The organism is Vibrio pacinii DSM 19139 (assembly GCF_000711795.1).
In the GTDB taxonomy this organism is placed as follows: Bacteria; Pseudomonadota; Gammaproteobacteria; order Enterobacterales; family Vibrionaceae; genus Vibrio; species Vibrio pacinii.
In genome coordinates this window covers 97785-116058 of sequence record NZ_JONH01000013.1, presented here as the reverse complement: position 1 = coordinate 116058, position 18274 = coordinate 97785, and the positions used below count along the sequence as shown (strand labels likewise).

General features: G+C 46.9%; 15 protein-coding genes. 10 read left to right on the top strand and 5 right to left on the bottom strand.

Annotated elements, in window-relative coordinates:
- The first annotated feature begins 31 nt into the window (after positions 1 to 31).
- The 5 genes from BS19_RS09685 (at position 32) to BS19_RS09665 (ending at position 4492) form a co-directional block, all read left to right on the top strand.
- Positions 32 to 535, top strand: a complete 504-nt coding sequence (locus BS19_RS09685) for a hypothetical protein (protein ID WP_038174960.1) — start codon at positions 32 to 34, stop codon at positions 533 to 535.
- A gap of 96 nt (positions 536 to 631) precedes the next feature.
- On the top strand, positions 632 to 964 hold the full coding sequence (locus BS19_RS09680) for a DUF1904 domain-containing protein (RefSeq protein ID WP_038174959.1): 333 nt from the start codon (positions 632 to 634) through the stop codon (positions 962 to 964).
- Positions 965 to 989: 25 nt separating this feature from the next.
- The gene (mepA, locus tag BS19_RS09675; RefSeq protein ID WP_084185956.1) at positions 990 to 1844 is read left to right on the top strand and encodes a penicillin-insensitive murein endopeptidase; all 855 of its coding nucleotides are present in this window, start codon (positions 990 to 992) and stop codon (positions 1842 to 1844) included.
- 321 nt (positions 1845 to 2165) lie between these two features.
- On the top strand, positions 2166 to 3503 hold the full coding sequence (locus tag BS19_RS09670; RefSeq protein WP_038174958.1) for a cytochrome ubiquinol oxidase subunit I: 1338 nt from the start codon (positions 2166 to 2168) through the stop codon (positions 3501 to 3503).
- The gene (locus tag BS19_RS09665) at positions 3500 to 4492 is read left to right on the top strand and encodes a cytochrome d ubiquinol oxidase subunit II (protein ID WP_038174957.1); all 993 of its coding nucleotides are present in this window, start codon (positions 3500 to 3502) and stop codon (positions 4490 to 4492) included. Before BS19_RS09670 ends, BS19_RS09665 begins: the two co-directional genes overlap by 4 nt.
- Positions 4493 to 4549: 57 nt before the next feature.
- Here the strand turns inward: BS19_RS09665 and BS19_RS09660 are convergent, their stop codons facing one another.
- The 3 genes from BS19_RS09660 to rdgC form a co-directional block, all read right to left on the bottom strand.
- Positions 4550 to 4804 carry a YfhL family 4Fe-4S dicluster ferredoxin gene (locus BS19_RS09660; protein ID WP_038174956.1) on the bottom strand — a complete coding sequence of 85 codons (255 nt, stop codon included), beginning with the start codon at positions 4802 to 4804 and terminating at the stop codon, positions 4550 to 4552.
- A gap of 2 nt (positions 4805 to 4806) precedes the next feature.
- Positions 4807 to 6207, bottom strand: coding sequence for a prephenate-dependent tRNA uridine(34) hydroxylase TrhP (gene trhP / locus BS19_RS09655; RefSeq protein ID WP_038174955.1), 1401 nt, complete (start codon positions 6205 to 6207; stop codon positions 4807 to 4809).
- 280 nt (positions 6208 to 6487) lie between these two features.
- Entirely contained in the window at positions 6488 to 7402 is a 915-nt protein-coding gene (rdgC, locus tag BS19_RS09650; RefSeq protein ID WP_038174954.1) for a recombination-associated protein RdgC, read from the bottom strand.
- 208 nt (positions 7403 to 7610) lie between these two features.
- Here rdgC and phoB point away from each other — a divergent pair, with 208 nt between their 5' ends.
- The 3 genes from phoB to BS19_RS09635 are packed head-to-tail and all read left to right on the top strand — an operon-like array spanning position 7611 to position 10589.
- Positions 7611 to 8300 carry a phosphate regulon transcriptional regulator PhoB gene (gene phoB, locus BS19_RS09645; RefSeq protein ID WP_038174953.1) on the top strand — a complete coding sequence of 230 codons (690 nt, stop codon included), beginning with the start codon at positions 7611 to 7613 and terminating at the stop codon, positions 8298 to 8300.
- A 31-nt stretch (positions 8301 to 8331) separates the two neighbouring features.
- Entirely contained in the window at positions 8332 to 9630 is a 1299-nt protein-coding gene (phoR, locus tag BS19_RS09640) for a phosphate regulon sensor histidine kinase PhoR (RefSeq protein WP_038174952.1), read from the top strand.
- 8 nt (positions 9631 to 9638) lie between these two features.
- Positions 9639 to 10589: a PstS family phosphate ABC transporter substrate-binding protein gene (locus BS19_RS09635; RefSeq protein ID WP_425425010.1), complete on the top strand. Its 951-nt coding sequence runs from the start codon at positions 9639 to 9641 to the stop codon at positions 10587 to 10589.
- A gap of 39 nt (positions 10590 to 10628) precedes the next feature.
- Here the strand turns inward: BS19_RS09635 and ppx are convergent, their stop codons facing one another.
- A complete protein-coding gene (gene ppx, locus BS19_RS09630) occupies positions 10629 to 12128 on the bottom strand; it encodes an exopolyphosphatase (protein ID WP_038174951.1) in 1500 nt (499 codons plus the stop codon).
- Positions 12103 to 14220, bottom strand: a complete 2118-nt coding sequence (gene ppk1 / locus BS19_RS09625; RefSeq protein WP_038174950.1) for a polyphosphate kinase 1 — start codon at positions 14218 to 14220, stop codon at positions 12103 to 12105. The genes ppx and ppk1 overlap by 26 nt, the downstream gene beginning before the upstream one ends.
- 196 nt (positions 14221 to 14416) lie before the next feature.
- Here ppk1 and BS19_RS09620 point away from each other — a divergent pair, with 196 nt between their 5' ends.
- Positions 14417 to 16600, top strand: coding sequence for an ABC transporter permease subunit (locus BS19_RS09620; RefSeq protein ID WP_038174949.1), 2184 nt, complete (start codon positions 14417 to 14419; stop codon positions 16598 to 16600).
- Positions 16601 to 16627: 27 nt separating this feature from the next.
- A complete protein-coding gene (pstA, locus tag BS19_RS09615) occupies positions 16628 to 18274 on the top strand; it encodes a phosphate ABC transporter permease PstA (protein WP_038174947.1) in 1647 nt (548 codons plus the stop codon).

The following is an 18274-nucleotide window of genomic DNA, read 5'->3' as shown; positions in this document are numbered from 1 at the left end:
ACAGGTATGGCTTCTTTTTGCAGGTAAGGTTATGTGGCGTGCACTCTGTGTTATCACTCTATTCGTTACTCAGTCAGTGTTGGCCGCGAGTATTGTTTTCTCCGATGACGATGACACGCTAAAACAAGCGATTGTTTCGGGCTGGCAAGCATGTGGTGAGATGACTTGGTGTGAAGACGAGCTTAGTTATTACCGTGACAGTTTTATCGCGGAGGCGCGGGTCGAAGAAACTCAAATACACATCGAACTTCTTGCTCAATACAGTGCCCACCGCTTATCTCAAGTACAACTTGGTTTGCGTAAAGATGGCTTTGAGCTTATCAAAGCTACCATTGACCAGCAGTCACTTGATGTCAATACACTGCTCACTGGTTTAACTCGTCCAGAGGCAGATAAAAGAGTGATTCTATTTATTAACCGATTTTCTCAATCAACGCCTCGAGTACTGATTTGGCAGGCAGGGCAAAGACAAGTTGAGCTCACCAGTGATGGTGAAATGATCACTTTGCGTTACCATAATGATGCGCAGGACTAAGACAAGATTGGCCAAGCGGGTGCTTAGTGTTAAGCCATGCGAGACATTCGACATTACATTGGTATCATAATTTCAATATAACGACAGGAGCCTAGTATGCCTCATTTACGCTTTCGTGCGGTTGAGCCTCAATCCGTTCAGATTCTATCTAAACCACTTATCGATCAGTTACAACCTCATATGGCCTGTCCACGTGAGGACTTTACCTTTGAATATGTTTACACCACGTTTTACCATGAAGGAGAGGTTAGTGCGGCTTACCCTTTTGTTGAGGTGTTATGGTTCGATCGCGGTCAAGATATCCAAGATAAAGTGGCGCAAATTATCACTCAGCAAGTCCGTGAGCTGAGTGGTGAAGATGTCGATGTCGCGGTTATTTTTACCGCACTCAATGCCAGCAGCTACTATGATAATGGCAAGCACTATTAAGCAATAATCAAAACGAGGGAATACAATGCAGCGCAGTCATCCGGTGTGGTTTTGTCTTTGTTTCCTCGTCGCGCTGGTAAGCGTTGGCGTCTATGCCACGCCATGGGAGCAAATCCAAGCCCCCTCTAATCAGTCACCTCAGGCCATTGGCAGTTACGCCAATGGTTGTCTTGCCGGAGGAAACCCACTACCACTTCAAGGTGAGGGGTATCAAGTACTGCGCAGCGAGCGAACGCGTTATTACGGCCACCCTAATGCGATTCGCTTTGTTCAATCTTTGGCGCAGCAGGCAAAGCGTGAACTCAATAGCGTTATTTTGATCGGTGATCTCTCACTACCGCAAGGCGGTCGTTTTTCCACTGGGCATTCAAGCCATCAAACGGGCTTGGACATTGACGTTTGGTTACGTCTTACCGAGGCGCGATTATCAACCCAGCAACTTGCTAACCCAACCCCATTAAGTGTGGTGGATATTGACCGTTACCAACTGGTTAAGCCGCGCTGGGAGTCTCGCCATTTTGAGCTCATTAAAATGGCGGCAAGCGATGAACAGGTCGCGCGGATCTTTGTCCATCCGGTAATAAAACAGACCTTGTGTCGTAGCGAACAGAGCAATGAACGGGCTTGGCTGCGTAAAGTTCGCCCCTGGTGGGGGCACCATTACCATATGCATGTTCGTCTTAAATGCCCGCCCGGGAGTGTGGTTTGCCAATCTCAAGCTGAGCCTCCACAAGGTGATGGCTGTGGCGCGGAGCTTGCGAGCTGGAAGCCGCAACCTAAACCTAATTTAGCCAAGGTAACAGTCGCGAAAGCGAAAAAAAAGCGAGTAAAGGTGATGCCAGAGCAGTGTTTAACGCTACTGCAAACTCGCCATCTATAACGGCTTAATGGGCAATGAATGTTAATGTTGTGTAATTTAATTTCATAATTTCCGATGCTTATCTAAGGGTAGGCCGAATTGACATCAAGTTTGCCATCTTATCCACCAAATAGCGTAACTTAGTAAACTTTGGATACATATCATTGTATTTTGAGACGATTCTTTTACACCTTTCCTTCTCATAAATTGATATAAATCAATTTTTAATGCACTGAATTCATCAAATTAAGCTCAGATGAATCCAATTCGTCCTTTTCTACGTAATTAAATTACATCAGCAACGAGCTCATTAGAGCGAGACGAGTGTTTTGAGGACATAAGATGTTAGACACCCTCATGTTGTCGCGGATTCAATTCGCGACCAATATTAGCTTTCACATACTCTTTCCGACTATCACCATTGCTTTGGCGTGGATGCTGGTTTTCTTTAAATGGCGTTATAACCGTAGTCAAGCGCCAGTTTGGCTGGATGTCTATTACTTTTGGGTCAAGATTTTTGCGCTGACGTTTGCGCTCGGTGTGGTCTCAGGGATCACCATGAGTTTCCAATTTGGCACTAATTGGCCTGGATTTATGGAGCGTGTCGGTAATGTTGCAGGCCCACTCTTAGGGTATGAAGTCATGACGGCCTTCTTTATGGAGGCGACCTTCCTTGGTGTGATGTTGTTTGGTCGCGGTCGCGTGCCTGATTGGTTCCATACGTTGGCGACCGTTCTGGTTGCGGTTGGTACCACAATGTCGGCATTTTGGATTTTAGTGCTGAATAGCTGGATGCATACGCCAAGTGGTTATGAGGTCATTGATGGTATTGTTCATGTTACCAGCTGGAAAGACGTTATCTTAAATCCATCGCTGCCTTACCGATTTACTCATACCTTGTTGGCGTCTGCGTTAACCGCAAGCTTTTTGGTTGCTGGCATCTCGGCTTATCAAGTGACGAAGCAACCGGGCCATCGTGCGGCGAAGTTAGGTCTGAAGGTTGCGCTATTTGCAGCCGCAGGTTTTATCCCACTGCAAATTTTCATTGGCGATCTACATGGTTTGAATACCTTAGAACATCAACCCGCGAAGATCGCAGCGATGGAAGGGGTGTGGGAAACCGAGCAAGGTGCGCCACTGCTTTTGTTTGCTTGGCCAAATGAAGAGACTCGCACCAACGACCTTGCCGTTGGTATTCCTAATTTAGCCAGTTTAATTCTAACGCATGACCTCAATGGTGAAATCGTCGGACTTAACCAGTTTGCTCCTGATCATCCCCCGGTTAAACCGCTGTTCTTCGGTTTTCGAATTATGGTCGGAGTAGGCGTGTTGATGCTACTGGTCAGCTGGTACGGGGCGCTGCGTTTGATGCGCGGTAAGCCTTTACCTAAGCCTTATCTCTATACCGTTGTCGCCATGACATTCTCAGGTTGGGCTGCCACATTGGCTGGTTGGTATGTCACTGAAGTCGGTCGTCAACCTTGGTTAGTCAGTGGTGTGTTGAGAACCTCTGAAGCGGTAACAAGCGTCCCGAGTAGCAGTGTGATGATCTCACTGTTTATGTACCTCGCGATTTATGCGCTGCTGCTGGTGGCTTACATTCACACCTTATTCTATTTGGCGCGTAAAGATATTGCCGCACATCAGGTGCCATCCCAACAGCAAGAGGTTTATTCATGAGCAATCATTTACCAGAAATCTACTTATTGCTACTCGGCTTTTCGGTGTTTATGTACGCAGTGTTAGATGGCTATGATTTAGGCGTGGGGATGCTACTGCCAAGTAACAATGAGCAGCAGCGTGATCGTATGATCGCCTCCATTGGTCCATTTTGGGATGCCAACGAAACCTGGTTAGTATTGGCCGTCGGCATCTTATTGATCGCGTTCCCTAGCGCGCACAGTTTGATATTGACCGAACTCTACCTTCCGACGGCGTTAATGTTGATCGCACTGATCATGCGTGGTGTCGCGTTTGATTTTCGCGCGAAAGCCGTCTCGGATCACAAACCACGCTGGGATTGGTGTTTTAGAACTGGATCATTGATTGCGTCTTTGACGCAAGGTTACATGGTCGGTCGCTATATTATGGGATTTGAAGACTCGGGCCAAGCGTATGGTTTTGCTCTCTTGAGCAGTCTGTGTGTTGCGGCGGCTTACGTTTATATTGGGGGCGCTTGGCTAGTGCTTAAAACGGAAGGTGAGCTGCAAGTGCGCGCTGCGCGTTGGTCTCGACGGGCTGGCTGGGTGGCCGCATTGGGTATTCTGGTCGTTAGTATCGTCAATCCTATCGTCAATCAACAAGTGGCAATGCGCTGGTTTAGCTTCCCTGAAATTCTGTTGTTAGCGCCGATCCCCATCATCGTCTTAGCCACTATTTTTGTCGTTGACCGCTACCTTCGCCAAGTACCTATGGTTAATGATTTAGGCGTCCGTTGGCCATTTTTTGGTGTCACGATAATTTTTGCCCTGAGCTTTTTAGGGCTAGCGTACAGCTTTTTCCCTCAAGTTGTGCCTGGGTTGATGACGGCCCAGCAATCGGCCTCATCACCTGCGACACTGATTATTGTCGGCTATGGGGTGATGATAGTGATGCCAATGATCTTGCTCTACACCTTTGCGGTGTATCGAATATTCAAAGGTAAAGCGACCGAATTAAGTTATAAGTAGGTCTGTAAAAACGATATCTAGGATAATAAAAAACGCCGCTGAACGCGGCGTTTGTCTTTAGGCTAACCCTTGAATGATGACGAACTTCTCGAGCAGCTCATCGTCAGTTTCAATATGCTTTGGGTCAGTGATAATGCATTTAGTGATAGGGCAAACTGACTGGCAAGTCGGCTTGTCGTAATGGCCTTTACACTCGGTACAAAGGTCTGGGTCAATCTCAAAGATAGACTCCCCCATAGAGATTGCCCCATTAGGGCACTCAGGGTCACACATATCACAGTTAATGCATTTATCAGTGATCAGCAGTGCCATGCTTATTTACCTGTTGGGTTACGGGTATCCTGACCGACATTAAGGTTACGCATCAACAAGCCGAATTCTAGGTCCATATCTTGTGGAACAGGAATAAACACGAAGTGGCCGTTGCCTTTTGCGTCTTCAATTGACTGTGACTTACGGTTTTCCATTGCTTCAAGAGTGAACACAACATTACCTTTAGGGGTCATTAGCTCAAGGCTATCACCGACTAGGAATTTGTTCTTCACTTCGACTTCTGCAAGGTCACCACGGCGTTTACCGGTAAATTCACCGACAAATTGCTGAGCGTCTGAGACAGAATAGCCGTAGTCGTAGTTTTGGTAGGTATCGTGTGTGTGACGACGAAGGAAGCCCTCGGTGTAACCGCGGTGAGCTAAGCTTTCTAGTGTGCTCATTAGGCTCTCATCGAAAGGCTTGCCTGCAACCGCATCATCAATCGCTTTACGATAAACTTGCGCAGTACGAGCACAGTAGTAGAACGACTTAGTACGGCCTTCAATCTTAAGTGAATGGACGCCCATCTTCGTTAAGCGCTCAACGTGTTGAATCGCACGCAGGTCTTTTGAGTTCATGATGTAAGTGCCGTGCTCATCTTCGTAAGCGGCCATTTTTTCGTCAGGGCGATGTGCTTCAGAGAGTAGCACCACTTCATCGGTTGGTTTACCACGACCGATAGTGGTTTCAGGACGCTCGTCTTGTACTTCGACAGGTTGCGCTTCGGCTGGATCAAACTTTTCGACGATATCGCCAGTGTCGTTCTCTTTACCTTGTTCTACCTTGTATTCCCAACGGCATGCGTTGGTACAGGTGCCTTGGTTAGGATCGCGCTTGTTGATGTAACCAGACAATAGACAGCGGCCAGAGTAAGCCATGCACAGTGCGCCATGAACGAAGACTTCGAGTTCAGTTTCTGGGCAGTGTTCGCGAATTTCTTCGATTTCTTCCAGAGAAAGCTCACGAGATACAATCACACGCTCAACACCATTGGCCGCCCAGAACTTGACCGTCGCCCAGTTGACGGCGTTAGCTTGAACAGACAAGTGGATTGGCATTTCAGGGAAGGCTTCACGAACCATCATGATAAGACCAGGGTCAGACATGATCAGGGCGTCAGGACCCATCTCAACCACCGGTTTAAGGTCACGGATGAAGGTCTTTAGCTTTGAGTTGTGCGGTTGAATATTACAGACCACGTAAAGCTTTTTGCCCAGGGCATGCGCTTCGTTGATACCAATGTTTAGGTTTTCGTGGTTGAACTCGTTGTTACGTACACGAAGGCTGTAACGCGGCTGGCCAGCGTAGACGGCATCTGCCCCGTAGGCAAAGGCGTAACGCATGTTTTTTAGGCTACCTGCCGGTGACAGTAGCTCAGGTACGAATGCTTTCTCAGTAGTCATTGTTTTTCTCTAGTCTGATCTCAAGTCAGGTTACTTCCACCTCGTGGAAGTAAAGGGGCGCAAATTTTACGTCAAAATGTGACTTGTGACTAGGGGAATATCCAAACAAACTGTGTGTCTATTCGGTGCTTTGTTAGCAGAGTCGAAATTTGAAACAAGGAAATGTTTAAGACAAGATGGGCCGAGGTGATAGCAGATTCAGCGGTACCAACCGATACTGTCGTCATCATCGTGGTGACGACAGTATCGGTTGCTTAAGTCTTACGCCATGCCGTTTTGATTAGGCATTTGGGTGAGGCAATCCACCAAGGCACTCGTATAGGTTAGGTAGAAACGCGCTCAGCTCACCACACATCAACGAGAAGTCAGCGTCAAAACGCGCGGCTTGATCTTCACGCGGAATGTCTTCATTTTGATCTTTAAGTTCATCAGAGAACTTGAGGCGCTTGATGCTGCCATCTTCAGCCAAAATGAACTCGATGCGTTCTTGCCACCATAGGGCGAGTTTAGTGACCACTTTATCTGCGTCGATGTGGCTGCGAATCTCATCAGCCGTCAACTCTTGTTTCTTACAGCGAATCACGCCGCCTTCTTCGAGTACCGATTTAAGCTCAGCTTCATCAAGCATTTCAATGCCGGCAGGCGTCGCGCCCGTTTTGACCCATTCGGTCAACGTAGTTTCAATGGCGGTTTCTGGAATGGCTGGCACAACCGGTAGGCTACCCATGGTTTTACGCAGCAGGGCTAGCACATCTTCGGCTTTTTTGTAGCTGCTGGCATCGACGAGAATGAAGCCTTCTTTTGGCAAAATCAGCACATAAGTATGGTTGCTGCGGCTAAAGGCACGCGGTAACAGATCAATCAAGATGTCTTCTTTAAGATTATCTTTCTCTTTCTTTTTCAGCGCACGGCCTTCTTGTAATTCCATCGCCTCGACTTTGTCATTCAAAGAGTCCTTGATTACCGAAGCCGGAATCATTTTCTCTTCTCTTTTGGCGCAGATCAGAATGCGGTCTTCTGATACGTGAGTCATCATGTCGCCATGTTTTCCCATCGCCGTTACCCAGCCAAATTTTTGCTTGTCTTGGCTGCCACAAGGTGTGAAACGAAACTCAGCCAATTGCTTCTCTAGTTGGTCCGCATTGAACTCAATATCACGGTTAAAACGATAAACCAGACAGTTTTTAAACCACATACTCTTTCTCTATACCTTTTGTTGAGCTGCCAATCATAAAGACTTTTGCGACGCTTGTCTTACTGCAAACACACAATAGTGGGATGAAAGTTATATGAAAATTTGTTTTCAAAGGTCACAAAAGTGTCATAATTGCTAGTGATAATGCTTAACGTTGCACAAGGGCAGCTAGCCCGAAATCACTCAACTTATACAAGGTTACTGGATTATGTCTAGAAGGATTCTGGTTGTTGAAGACGAAGCGCCAATTCGTGAAATGCTCTGCTTTGTTCTCGAACAAAAAGGCTATCAAGCCGTTGAAGCAGAAGATTACGATAGCGCGGTAACGAAACTGGCTGAACCCTTCCCAGATCTAGTATTACTAGACTGGATGTTACCAGGTGGCAGTGGCATCAACTTTATCAAACATATGAAACGCGAAGAGCTGACACGAAATATTCCTGTGGTGATGCTGACTGCACGCGGTGAAGAAGAAGATAAAGTTCGCGGGCTTGAAGTGGGCGCTGATGACTATATTACCAAGCCATTTTCACCTAAAGAGTTAGTGGCACGTTTAAAAGCGGTCATTCGCCGCGTGACTCCGACGGCTCTTGAAGATGTGATTGATGTGCAAGGTCTCAAGCTCGACCCTGTTTCACACCGAGTGACGGCTAACGATCTACCATTAGATATGGGTCCAACAGAATTTAAGATGCTGCACTTTTTCATGACTCATCAAGAACGTGTCTACAGTCGTGAGCAGCTGTTAAACAATGTATGGGGCACAAACGTGTATGTTGAAGATCGCACCGTCGATGTTCATATTCGTCGTTTACGTAAAGCGCTTGAAGCCGCTGGTCATGACAAACTGATCCAGACCGTGCGTGGCGCTGGCTATCGTTTCTCGACCAAAGCATAGTAGGATTGCGAGTGCGCAAACGGAGAGGTAAGTGGTAGAACGGTTAACTTGGAAAAAGCTAGCGTGGGAGCTGGTTTTTTTTTACACCCCATGGATCGTCGTAGGGTGGATATTTGGTTTTATGCCGTGGTTGCTTTTGGCGGCGACGGCTTTGCAGCTTGTGTGGCACTTACACAACCAAATGCGCTTATCGGCATGGTTGTGGGATGAAAAACGTTTAACACCGCCATCGGGCAGTGGCCATTGGGAGTCACTATTCAATGGTATCTACCGTTTGCAGCAGCGTCAGCGTAAAAAACGTAAAGAATTGACCAACCTGATTCGCCGTTTCCGTAATGGTGCTGAATCCCTGCCAGATGCCGTGGTGGTGTTTCGCAGTGAAGGCAACATTGTGTGGTGCAACAAACTTGCTCAACATCTACTCGGTTTTAAATGGCCCGACGACTCCGGTCAGCCAATTTCGAATTTGATTCGTACCCCAGATTTTATCAAATACCTCAATAAACAAGACTTCTCTGAGCCGTTAGAGATGCGTTCGCCGCTTAACGTTGAACGTATGCTTGAGCTACGTATTGTGCCTTACACCGAAGGTGAACACTTGATGGTGGTCCGGGATGTCAGTCAGTTGAAGCAGCTTGAGGGCATGCGTCGCAACTTTTTTGCTAATGTCTCGCATGAACTGCGCACGCCAATGACGGTACTGCAAGGTTATCTGGAAATGACCGAAGACCCAGATATGGTGGTGGGCCCAATGTGGACCAAAGCTCATGGGGTGATGACAGAGCAGCTCAATCGAATGAACAGCTTGGTTAATCAGTTGCTGACGTTATCAAAAATTGAAGCGGCGCCGATGCATGAACTGGATGAAGTGGTGAATGTGCCCGCGATGCTTGAGGTACTAGAAAAAGAAGCCGTTAGTCTAAGTGGTGAGGCCGAACATAAACTCAGTTTTGATGTCGATAGTAAGCTGCGTGTATTAGGTGATGATGATCAACTGCGCAGTGCGATTTCTAACTTGGTCTACAATGCGGTCAAGTACACCCCACCAGGTGCGGATATTCATGTTCGTTGGTACCAGAGTTCTCAAGGAGCGCATCTTGAAGTGGAAGACAGTGGTGATGGTATTGAGCCTCAGCATCTACATCGTCTGACTGAGCGTTTTTATCGAGTCGATAAAGCACGCTCGCGTGATACGGGAGGCAGTGGCTTAGGGTTGGCGATTGTTAAGCACGCTCTTTCACATCATGATTCGCGTTTAGAAATACACAGCGAAGTCGGTGTTGGTAGTAAGTTCTCGTTTATTCTACCGTCTAGGTTGGTGGTTAAGTGATTAAGCCACTGTTGACGTTATTGTTACTCGTATCTAACGCATGCTTGGCAAGTCAGACGCTGTTACCTGATTATCAAAAAGTGCCGGGTATTTCGGGCACGTTAACCAGTGTTGGTTCAGATACATTGGCCGGTATGACAACGCTATGGGTTGAAGAGTTCAAGCAGTTATACCCAAGTGTTAATGGCCAGGTGCAAGCGTCGGGTTCCTCGACGGCGCCGCCGGCATTAACCGAACGTACAGCGCAATTTGGGCCGATGAGTCGACCAATGCGAAACCGCGAAATTGAAGCGTTTGAACGCGAGCATGGTTACAAGCCGACGGCATTAAGAGTGGCGATCGACGCGATTGGCATTTTTGTTCATCGAGACAACCCAATTGAAGGGCTCAATTTTGTCCAACTCGACAGTATTTTCTCTGCCACTTTGCGTTGTGGGTCGACACAGCAAATCAACCGCTGGGCAGACCTTGGCTTAGATTACCAATGGGCTAAGCGTGGTATTCAATTGTTTGGGCGTAATTCGGTGTCTGGAACTTATGGCTATTTTAAAAAGCACGCACTGTGTGGCGGTGATTTTAAAAATAGCGTTAATGAACAGCCAGGATCGGCGTCTGTGGTTCAATCGGTGGGCTCTGCCGTTAATACCATTGGTTACTCTGGGGTCGGTTATCAAGTGTCTGATGTTAAGTTGTTGCCGATTGCACAACGGGGCAGTGAGTACATTGAAGCGAGTCAGGAAAATATTTTATCTGGTGAGTACCCACTATCACGCTATCTCTATGTTTACGTTAATAAACATCCGTCGAAACCGTTAAGACCGATCGAACGTGAGTTTATTCGCTTTATCTATTCTCTTCAGGGGCAAGCCTTGGTGGCCAAAGATGGTTATGTGGCGATCTCGGCGCAAATAGCCCGACAAGAATTGGCTAAAGTCGGTATTACCGCCCATAGCGACTAAGGTTTAACGCTCTAAGATTTAACTGACCCAGATTAAGGTTTAGATGTTTAACTGCCAGTTGGCATTACGCCAGTAGGCTTGTTCATTTTGCAAGTCGGCGTGAAGTAATTTGTTGTTTTCCAACCAATCTTTGTCATTCGAATTCAGAGTCCACTCATCGCCATCAATGGTTAAATTGGGCGTCTCAATCAACTCGTCGCTGCGCTGTCCATTGAGGATAATCGCAAGGCGCAAAATACGAATCAAGCTGATGACATCGGCTTGGTCATAAAGGGTAAAAGGCTCGAGTTCATTCAGCTTTAACGCTTTACGTTGAAAGCGCACCAGCACCGCAAGCAGGCGTTGTTGTTCGCGGTTGAAACCCGGCATATAGGTATGGCGTAAAATATACGCCGAGTGGCGATGAAAGGCTTGCAAGCTAATGCTCAATCCGACTTCGTGTAACAACGCACTCCACTCGAGTAATTCAAACAGTTGAGAGCTTTTTTTGATCCCGACATCTTTATGAATTTGTTGAAACAGTTCACGTGCGTGGCCTTTAATTTTGGCGGCATGATCTAAATCGACAAGGTGTTTGCTGGCGAGGTTTTCGGTGGTACGCATGCGAATATCAGATCGCTTGAAGCTATCTTCCATTTCAAACAACAGCCCTTCACGCAATGCGCCTTCAGAGAAGTGAAGTTGGTCAATGTTAAGACTGGTCATGATCGCGTGTAAAATGGCAACGCCAGCGGCAAAAACAGGTTTTCTTTCTGCCGTTAACCCCGTCAGTTCAATGTCGTCGATGGTGGCCCATTCACACAGCTTGCTGATCAGTTTTTCTAACCGTTTGGTGGTGATCAGTTCATCATCATAGCCAAGGCCAACCAGGACTTCGCAAATGGCTTTGATTGTGCCGGATGAACCAAAGGCGATTTCCCAACCCATTTTTTTATAGCGATGAGCAATCGATTCGAGCTTTTGTTCGGCGGCGAGTGTCGCGCGATTAAAATTCTTTTTCGACAATTTACCATTGGCAAAAAATTCGCGGTTGTAACTGACGCACCCCATCTGTTTGCTGTTAATGAGCTCGGGTTCAAAGCCGCGACCAATAATGATTTCGCTGCTGCCGCCGCCAATGTCGATGACCAACTTTGAATCAGACTCGGGTTGAGTGTGGGCAACGCCGAGATAGATCAGGCGCGCTTCTTCAACGCCGGGAATAATTTCGATTGGGAACGGCAAAACCTCACGCGCACGCTGAAGAAAGATATGAGCGTTATTGGCTTGACGCAAAGTGTGAGTGGCGGCAATACGGACGTTTTGTTCTTCAAAACCTTGCAGGCGTTCGGCAAACATTGCTAGGCATTCTAGCCCACGTTCAATCGAGGCATTATCGAGATTTTTTTGTCCATCGAGACCCGCCGCCAAGCGAACCCGCTGTTTATGGCGACTGATGAGCTGTAAATCTTGATCGACAACTCGCGCAACAACCATATGGAAGCTGTTTGAGCCTAAGTCGATGGCGGCGACATCACGGATGTCTGGTGTGTGGTTCATCTTCTCTCAATTGCTCTTTACGTTTCTGATTCTTAGTTTGTTTTTCTATATTTTTAAGATAGTCGTAAATCGCAATTTGTGAGCGAACTTTCTTCCGATTACCACGAGGTACGTAGCTATTGCTCATCTCTTTATCGATCCATCTCGCTTTTACAGTATCGGTAAAATGGAGATTGACGATATCAATAATGCGCTGTTTAAGGCGAGGATCACGTATTGGAGTCGCCACTTCAATTCGATGATCAAGATTGCGTGTCATCCAGTCAGCCGAAGAGATGTAGACCGCAGGATCGCCGTCGTTGTGCGCAATGATGACGCGCGGGTGTTCAAGAAAACGATCAACAATGCTGATGATTTTGATATTGTCACTAACGCCATCAATACCAGGGACCAGCGAACACATGCCGCGGATAATCATTTTGATCGCCACTCCGGCGTTACTCGCGCTGTAGAGTTTATTGACCAGACCTTTATCGACTAAATTATTGACCTTAATGGTTAAGCCGGCCTTTTTTCCCGCTTGTGCATTAGCGATCTCATTGTCTATCAAGCGATAGAGTTCCTTACGCGAGTTTCTTGGTGAGACAACTAAGTGATTGAAGCGCACCGGACGATACGGGTTTTCGATGTAACCAAACACGTTTCGCACTTCGCGAGTTAAATCAACATCGGCGGTGAGCAAGGAAAAATCGGTATAGATACGAGCTGTTTTTTCATGGAAATTGCCTGTGCCTATGTGTGCGTAGTCGATGATCTCATCGTTTTCACGTCGACTAATCAGCAGCAGTTTGGCGTGTATTTTTAACCCCGGCGCGCCAAATACCACTTCCACTCCAGCTTCGGTCAGAATGCGTGACCACTCAATGTTAATCTCTTCATCAAAACGAGCTTGCAATTCGACCACAACGGTCACGCTTTTACCGTTGTGTACGGCATCAATCAGTGAGTTCATCAAACGCGAGTCTTTGGCCACGCGGTAGATATTGATTTTGATACTAATGACTTTAGGATCAAACGACGCCTGACGAACCAATTCGCTAATGTGTTCAAAAGTGTGGTACGGATAGTAGAGTAAAATATCTTGCGTCCGAATGGCATCGAACTTGTTGGCGAAGCCGTCAAAGTCGGCACATTTCATTGGCGGTAAGGGTTTGTTTTCTAGATATTCTCGGCCAAGATTAGGAAAGGTAATAAAGTCTTTAAAATTATGATAGCGCGTCCCGGGGATGAGACTGTCGTAGTTGGATATCTGCAATTTTCCGCACAGGAAATCGAGCATTTCTTGCGGCATGTCACGCTGATAAACAAAACGTACTGGCATTGCGGTTAAGCGCTGGCTAACGCCCTCTGACATTTGCTCTAACAAGCTATGATCCACTTCGTGACCTAAATCGTATTCCGCATCTCGCGTCATTTTCATCGCGTAACCATTGAGCTGTTGGTAATCAAAAAAGCCACTAAAAATATCATCTAAGCAATAACGAATAATATTATCGAGCAAGATAATGGTTTTGCGGCGCTTGCCTTTCTGCTCAGGCATCATGATGAAACGCGGTAGGTGGTCGGTTGGTATCTCGAGCAGCGCATATTGATTATGTTGTGGTTGTTTAAGTTCAACGGCAATATAGGCGTATTCGTCTTTCAGAAATTCCAGTACATCAATATCGTCACGCATCAACAAGGGAGTCAAGTGCGGTAACACTTCGCGGTGAAAATACTTTTTTACCCACTTTTGCTGCGCGTCGCTTAACTGAGTTTCATTGACCAAAAAGATGCGTCGTCGCGCCATTTCACGGATGAGTTCGTTGTACAACTCATCAAAACGTTCATTGAGTTTGAGCGCTTTGGTTTGCATTTTGGTTAATAGGTGCTTGGAGTTATCGTTACCACCACGCTCTTGGTTGATCAGAATGCGTCGTTTAACGTCGGCAAAACGGACTTTATAAAATTCGTCTAAGTTATTGGAAAATATACCGAGAAAGCGGATGCGCTCAATTAAAGGCACACTCTTATCTGCCACCTCTTGCAGCACTCGTTCATTAAATGAAAGCCAACTGAGCTCTTTTTCGATATACAGTTTTTCGGTACTCATCCCTTACTCCAATCCCTGGTTTGAAGATATGAAGTCTGCCGAAGCCTCTCCATGGATTAGCAACTTAAGGTCTTTACATGACACTTTTATTGCATTTTTTTATTGCATTGTTTTCAGTTGTTTATTGCGATCTGTAATATAATTGTCACCTAATAGAAATATTATACCCTAGGACGAAAATAGGTAAGTAAATCAGATGACCAGAGCACAATTCTCCTTACGAGAGCGAGATCGAAAACGGCTAATCAAAGATAGATTGGTGCGTCTCGCTGTATCTGCTGGTGGGGTTGGCGTTTTAGCGGCGTTGGTACTGATTTTTGTTTATTTGGCGATGATGGTTTTACCGCTGTTTAGTGATGCCAAAATTACACCGAATGCGCTGAGCAAAACGGTGTCTACCCAGCAAGTGATTGCGGCGGGAATCGATGATTATGGTCAGCATGCGTATTTAATTTCAAAACAAGGCCAGATCGATTTTTGGTCACTCAATGATGATCGCGATACGCCAGTGCTGTCACAAACGCTCACTGAGCCCAATCGTCTATTCGCTCAATCGGTGGCCGCGCAAGGTTGGTATGGTTTTGCCTCACCTGAGGGAGCCATCCATTTATTTAAACCGCAACTGGCCACGGCACTGAATAAAGATCAGCGTGATTTTGCACCGAAAGTGTTGGCGTTTTCGCCATCATTTGGCTTAGATAAACCCAATAGCCAGCTCAAGCAGTTTGCGTTTGCCCAGCAAAAGAATTTAACCCTAGTGGGCTGGTATCAAGATGGTTCGATAACCGTGCGTTGGCAGCAAGCCGACAGCGTCAAAAGTTATACCTTTGCCCAGCGTTTTCCCCAGCTTGACCAGTTGCTTCTTACTCCCGATGGACAAACACTGTATTTGCGTTCGGGTTCAGAACTGATTATTGCCACTAAAAGTGCGCAGCGATTTGATGTGCGAGAGGTGGTCGATTTAAGCCAAGGGCGCACAGAGCACAGCGTTTGGCATATCGATCTGCTGTCAGGTGCCTATTCACTGCTAGTGACTCATCAAGATGGCTTGGTGTCGCAATGGTTTGATGTGCTCAATCAAGATCAGCGCCAATTAACTCCAATTCGTCAGTTTAAGCTTGCATCACAATTGCAATTTTTATTACCTGACACCTACCGTAAAGGCTTTTACAGCTTCTACATTAATGGCACGGTGCAAAGTCACTACACCACCAGTGAGAAATTGGCACTATTCGAGCGTGCTTACGACAAAGCGCCTTCATTGGCAGCCATGTCGAGCAATGAGTCCTATTTACTCGCGTTTGATGATGGCCTAGTGAATGTTGCGGTTGTCGATAACCCTTATCCGGAAGTGTCATTGTCTTCGCTGTGGCAAAAAGTGTGGTACGAAAGCTACCCAGAGCCGCGTTATGTGTGGCAAACCACCTCAGCCAGCGATGAGTTTGAAGCCAAGTTTAGTCTTATTCCCATTGCTTTTGGTACCCTAAAAGCCGCGGCTTTCGCGATGTTATTTGCCGTTCCTGTAGCGGTATTTGGTGCCATATACACCGCTTATTTTATGACGGCTCGTATGCGTCGAGTGGTTAAGCCATCGATTGAGCTGATGGAAGCCTTACCCACGGTTATTATTGGTTTTTTAGCCGGATTGTGGTTTGCGCCGATCGTTGAAAGTCATTTAGCAGCGATTGTTGCTTTGATGCTATTTATGCCGTTCTCTATTGTGCTGATTGGTTTGATGTGGCATCTGCTGCCTAGCCGATGGACGGGGCGTTTTGCCAATGGTTGGCATGCCGTTATCTTAATTCCCGGTATCGCTTTGGTGAGTGTGGCAATCTTGTCGCAAAGCGGTAATATCGAAGCGTTATTCTTTGCAGGAGATGTGCGGGTTTATCTGGCCGAGCACGGCATCGATTTTGACCAGCGTAATGCCCTTGTGGTTGGTTTTGCGATGGGGTTTGCCGTGATCCCTACCATTTTCACCATTGCGGAAGATGCAATTTTCTCGGTGCCCAAACACCTTTCTGATGGATCACTTGCGCTTGGCGCGACGCAATGGCAAACCTTATTGTATGTGGTACTGCTTACCGCAAGCCCGGGCATTTTCTCTGCGATCATGATGGGGCTCGGCCGTGCGGTTGGAGAGACCATGATCGTGTTAATGGCGACTGGTAATACCCCGATTCTGGACTGGAATATTCTCGAAGGGATGCGTACCCTTTCGGCGACCATTGCGGTGGAGATGCCCGAATCAGAAGTCGGCAGCTCACATTATCGAATTTTGTTCTTAGCGGCACTGCTGCTGCTGATGTTTACTTTTGCGGTTAACTCGTTAGCCGAGTGGGTACGTCAGCGTCTACGCGAAAAGTATCGCTCACTCTAATGCTCTCTACAGTAGGAAATTGGCAACGTGTTTAAGTGGTTTAAATCAGGCTCCCCATGGATATGGTTAACAGGCGGTGCGGTCAGTATCAGCTTGCTTTCTGTACTTGGCCTGTTGCTGCTTATCGGTTGGAAAGGGCTCTCTTACTTTTGGCCTGCGCCACTGTATCAATGGCAAACCGATCAAGGTGAGGTGTTAATTGGTCAAATTTATGAGCAACAATCTATCCCTATCAGCCACTTGCGTGAAATGGATGTTGAGCTGCCTGAAGAGATCGTTGCAAGAGGTTTAGTTGAGCGAGTGAGCATCAAAGTGGCCAATCGTGAGCTCTACTCTGCCGATTTTGTGTCGTTGTTGGAAGTGAACCTTAATCCACCGACGCGCCCGCAGGGTTGGGCCGTGATTGAGCGTACCCGAGATGGTGACTTTTTTGGTCGACCGACTGGTTACGTAAAGGAAAATGGCCAAATTAGTCGTGAGGTGGAGCAAAACTTAGCGCAAGGTTTAGCCTTTGCCAAACAGATTCGCCAACAAATTGAAGACTTGATTGAAGGCGATATTCGTACCATTAATGCCCAAGCGCAGCGGTTGCGATTAGAGCATCGAAAGCACAGCTTAAATGGCACTCTAGATGATGCCTTTAGCGATTTATATCAAAAGCAAAGTAAGCAATATCGCCAAGCTTTGATTAACGCAGAAGCCAAACTGGACAGCCTTCGTGAGCAACTGACGCGGCAAGGGTTGCAGGTCGAAGAGATGACAGGGCAACGGGTTACGATTCCACTTAGTCAAATTCTGGATTTATGGTATCCCAATCAAATGAGCAGCGCAGAGAAGCTACTGCGCTGGGGGCAACAGGCGTGGAAATTTTTGTCTGAAAACCCCCGTGAGTCTAATTCTGAAGGTGGTGTGTTTCCGGCGATGTTTGGTACGGTATTGTTGGTACTGATTATGTCGGTGATTGTGATGCCACTTGGTGTTATTGCTGCGATCTATTTGCACGAGTATGCGGGTAATAACGCCTTTACTCGGCTGATTCGTGTCGCGGTGATAAACCTAGCCGGGGTACCTTCGATTGTTTACGGCGTGTTTGGCTTAGGTTTTTTTGTTTATACCTTGGGCGGCTCGATTGATACGCTGTTTTATCAAGAGCAACTGCCCGCGCCAACCTTCGGTACACCAGGCCTGTTATGGTCAGCCTTGACGCTCGCCGTATTGACATTACCCGTGGTGATTGTTGCCACCGAAGAGGGATTAACGCGCATCCCTAACTCGGTTCGTCATGGCTCATTGGCACTTGGCGCCACGCAATTTGAAACCATGTGGCGGATTGTTTTGCCGATGGCAAGCCCTGCGATGATCACCGGATTGATCTTAGCGATTGCTCGTGCGGCGGGAGAGGTCGCGCCTTTGATGTTAGTGGGGGCGGTCAAACTGACTTCAAGCTTACCGATTGACAGTCAATTTCCGTTCTTGCATCTTGAGCGTAAGTTTATGCATTTAGGCTTTCATATTTATGATGTTGGTTTTCAAACCACCAATATTGAAAGTGCCAGACCTTTGGTTTATGCCACCTCGTTTTTACTTGTTACTGTCATTGTTGGGCTTAACTTAACTGCGATCAGTATCCGTAACAATTTGCGCGAAAAATATCGAACACTAGGACAAGATTAA

Excerpts from the sequence above, each read along its gene's own strand:
- BS19_RS09685 (WP_038174960.1), top strand. The coding sequence starts at position 32 with ATGTGGCGTGCACTCTGTGTTATCACTCTATTCGTTACTCAGTCAGTG.
- BS19_RS09680 (WP_038174959.1), top strand. The coding sequence starts at position 632 with ATGCCTCATTTACGCTTTCGTGCGGTTGAGCCTCAATCCGTTCAGATT.
- mepA (WP_084185956.1), top strand. The coding sequence starts at position 990 with ATGCAGCGCAGTCATCCGGTGTGGTTTTGTCTTTGTTTCCTCGTCGCG.
- BS19_RS09670 (WP_038174958.1), top strand. The coding sequence starts at position 2,166 with ATGTTAGACACCCTCATGTTGTCGCGGATTCAATTCGCGACCAATATT.
- BS19_RS09665 (WP_038174957.1), top strand. The coding sequence starts at position 3,500 with ATGAGCAATCATTTACCAGAAATCTACTTATTGCTACTCGGCTTTTCG.
- BS19_RS09660 (WP_038174956.1), bottom strand. The coding sequence starts at position 4,804 with ATGGCACTGCTGATCACTGATAAATGCATTAACTGTGATATGTGTGAC.
- trhP (WP_038174955.1), bottom strand. The coding sequence starts at position 6,207 with ATGACTACTGAGAAAGCATTCGTACCTGAGCTACTGTCACCGGCAGGT.
- rdgC (WP_038174954.1), bottom strand. The coding sequence starts at position 7,402 with ATGTGGTTTAAAAACTGTCTGGTTTATCGTTTTAACCGTGATATTGAG.
- phoB (WP_038174953.1), top strand. The coding sequence starts at position 7,611 with ATGTCTAGAAGGATTCTGGTTGTTGAAGACGAAGCGCCAATTCGTGAA.
- ppx (WP_038174951.1), bottom strand. The coding sequence starts at position 12,128 with ATGAACCACACACCAGACATCCGTGATGTCGCCGCCATCGACTTAGGC.
- ppk1 (WP_038174950.1), bottom strand. The coding sequence starts at position 14,220 with ATGAGTACCGAAAAACTGTATATCGAAAAAGAGCTCAGTTGGCTTTCA.
- BS19_RS09620 (WP_038174949.1), top strand. The coding sequence starts at position 14,417 with ATGACCAGAGCACAATTCTCCTTACGAGAGCGAGATCGAAAACGGCTA.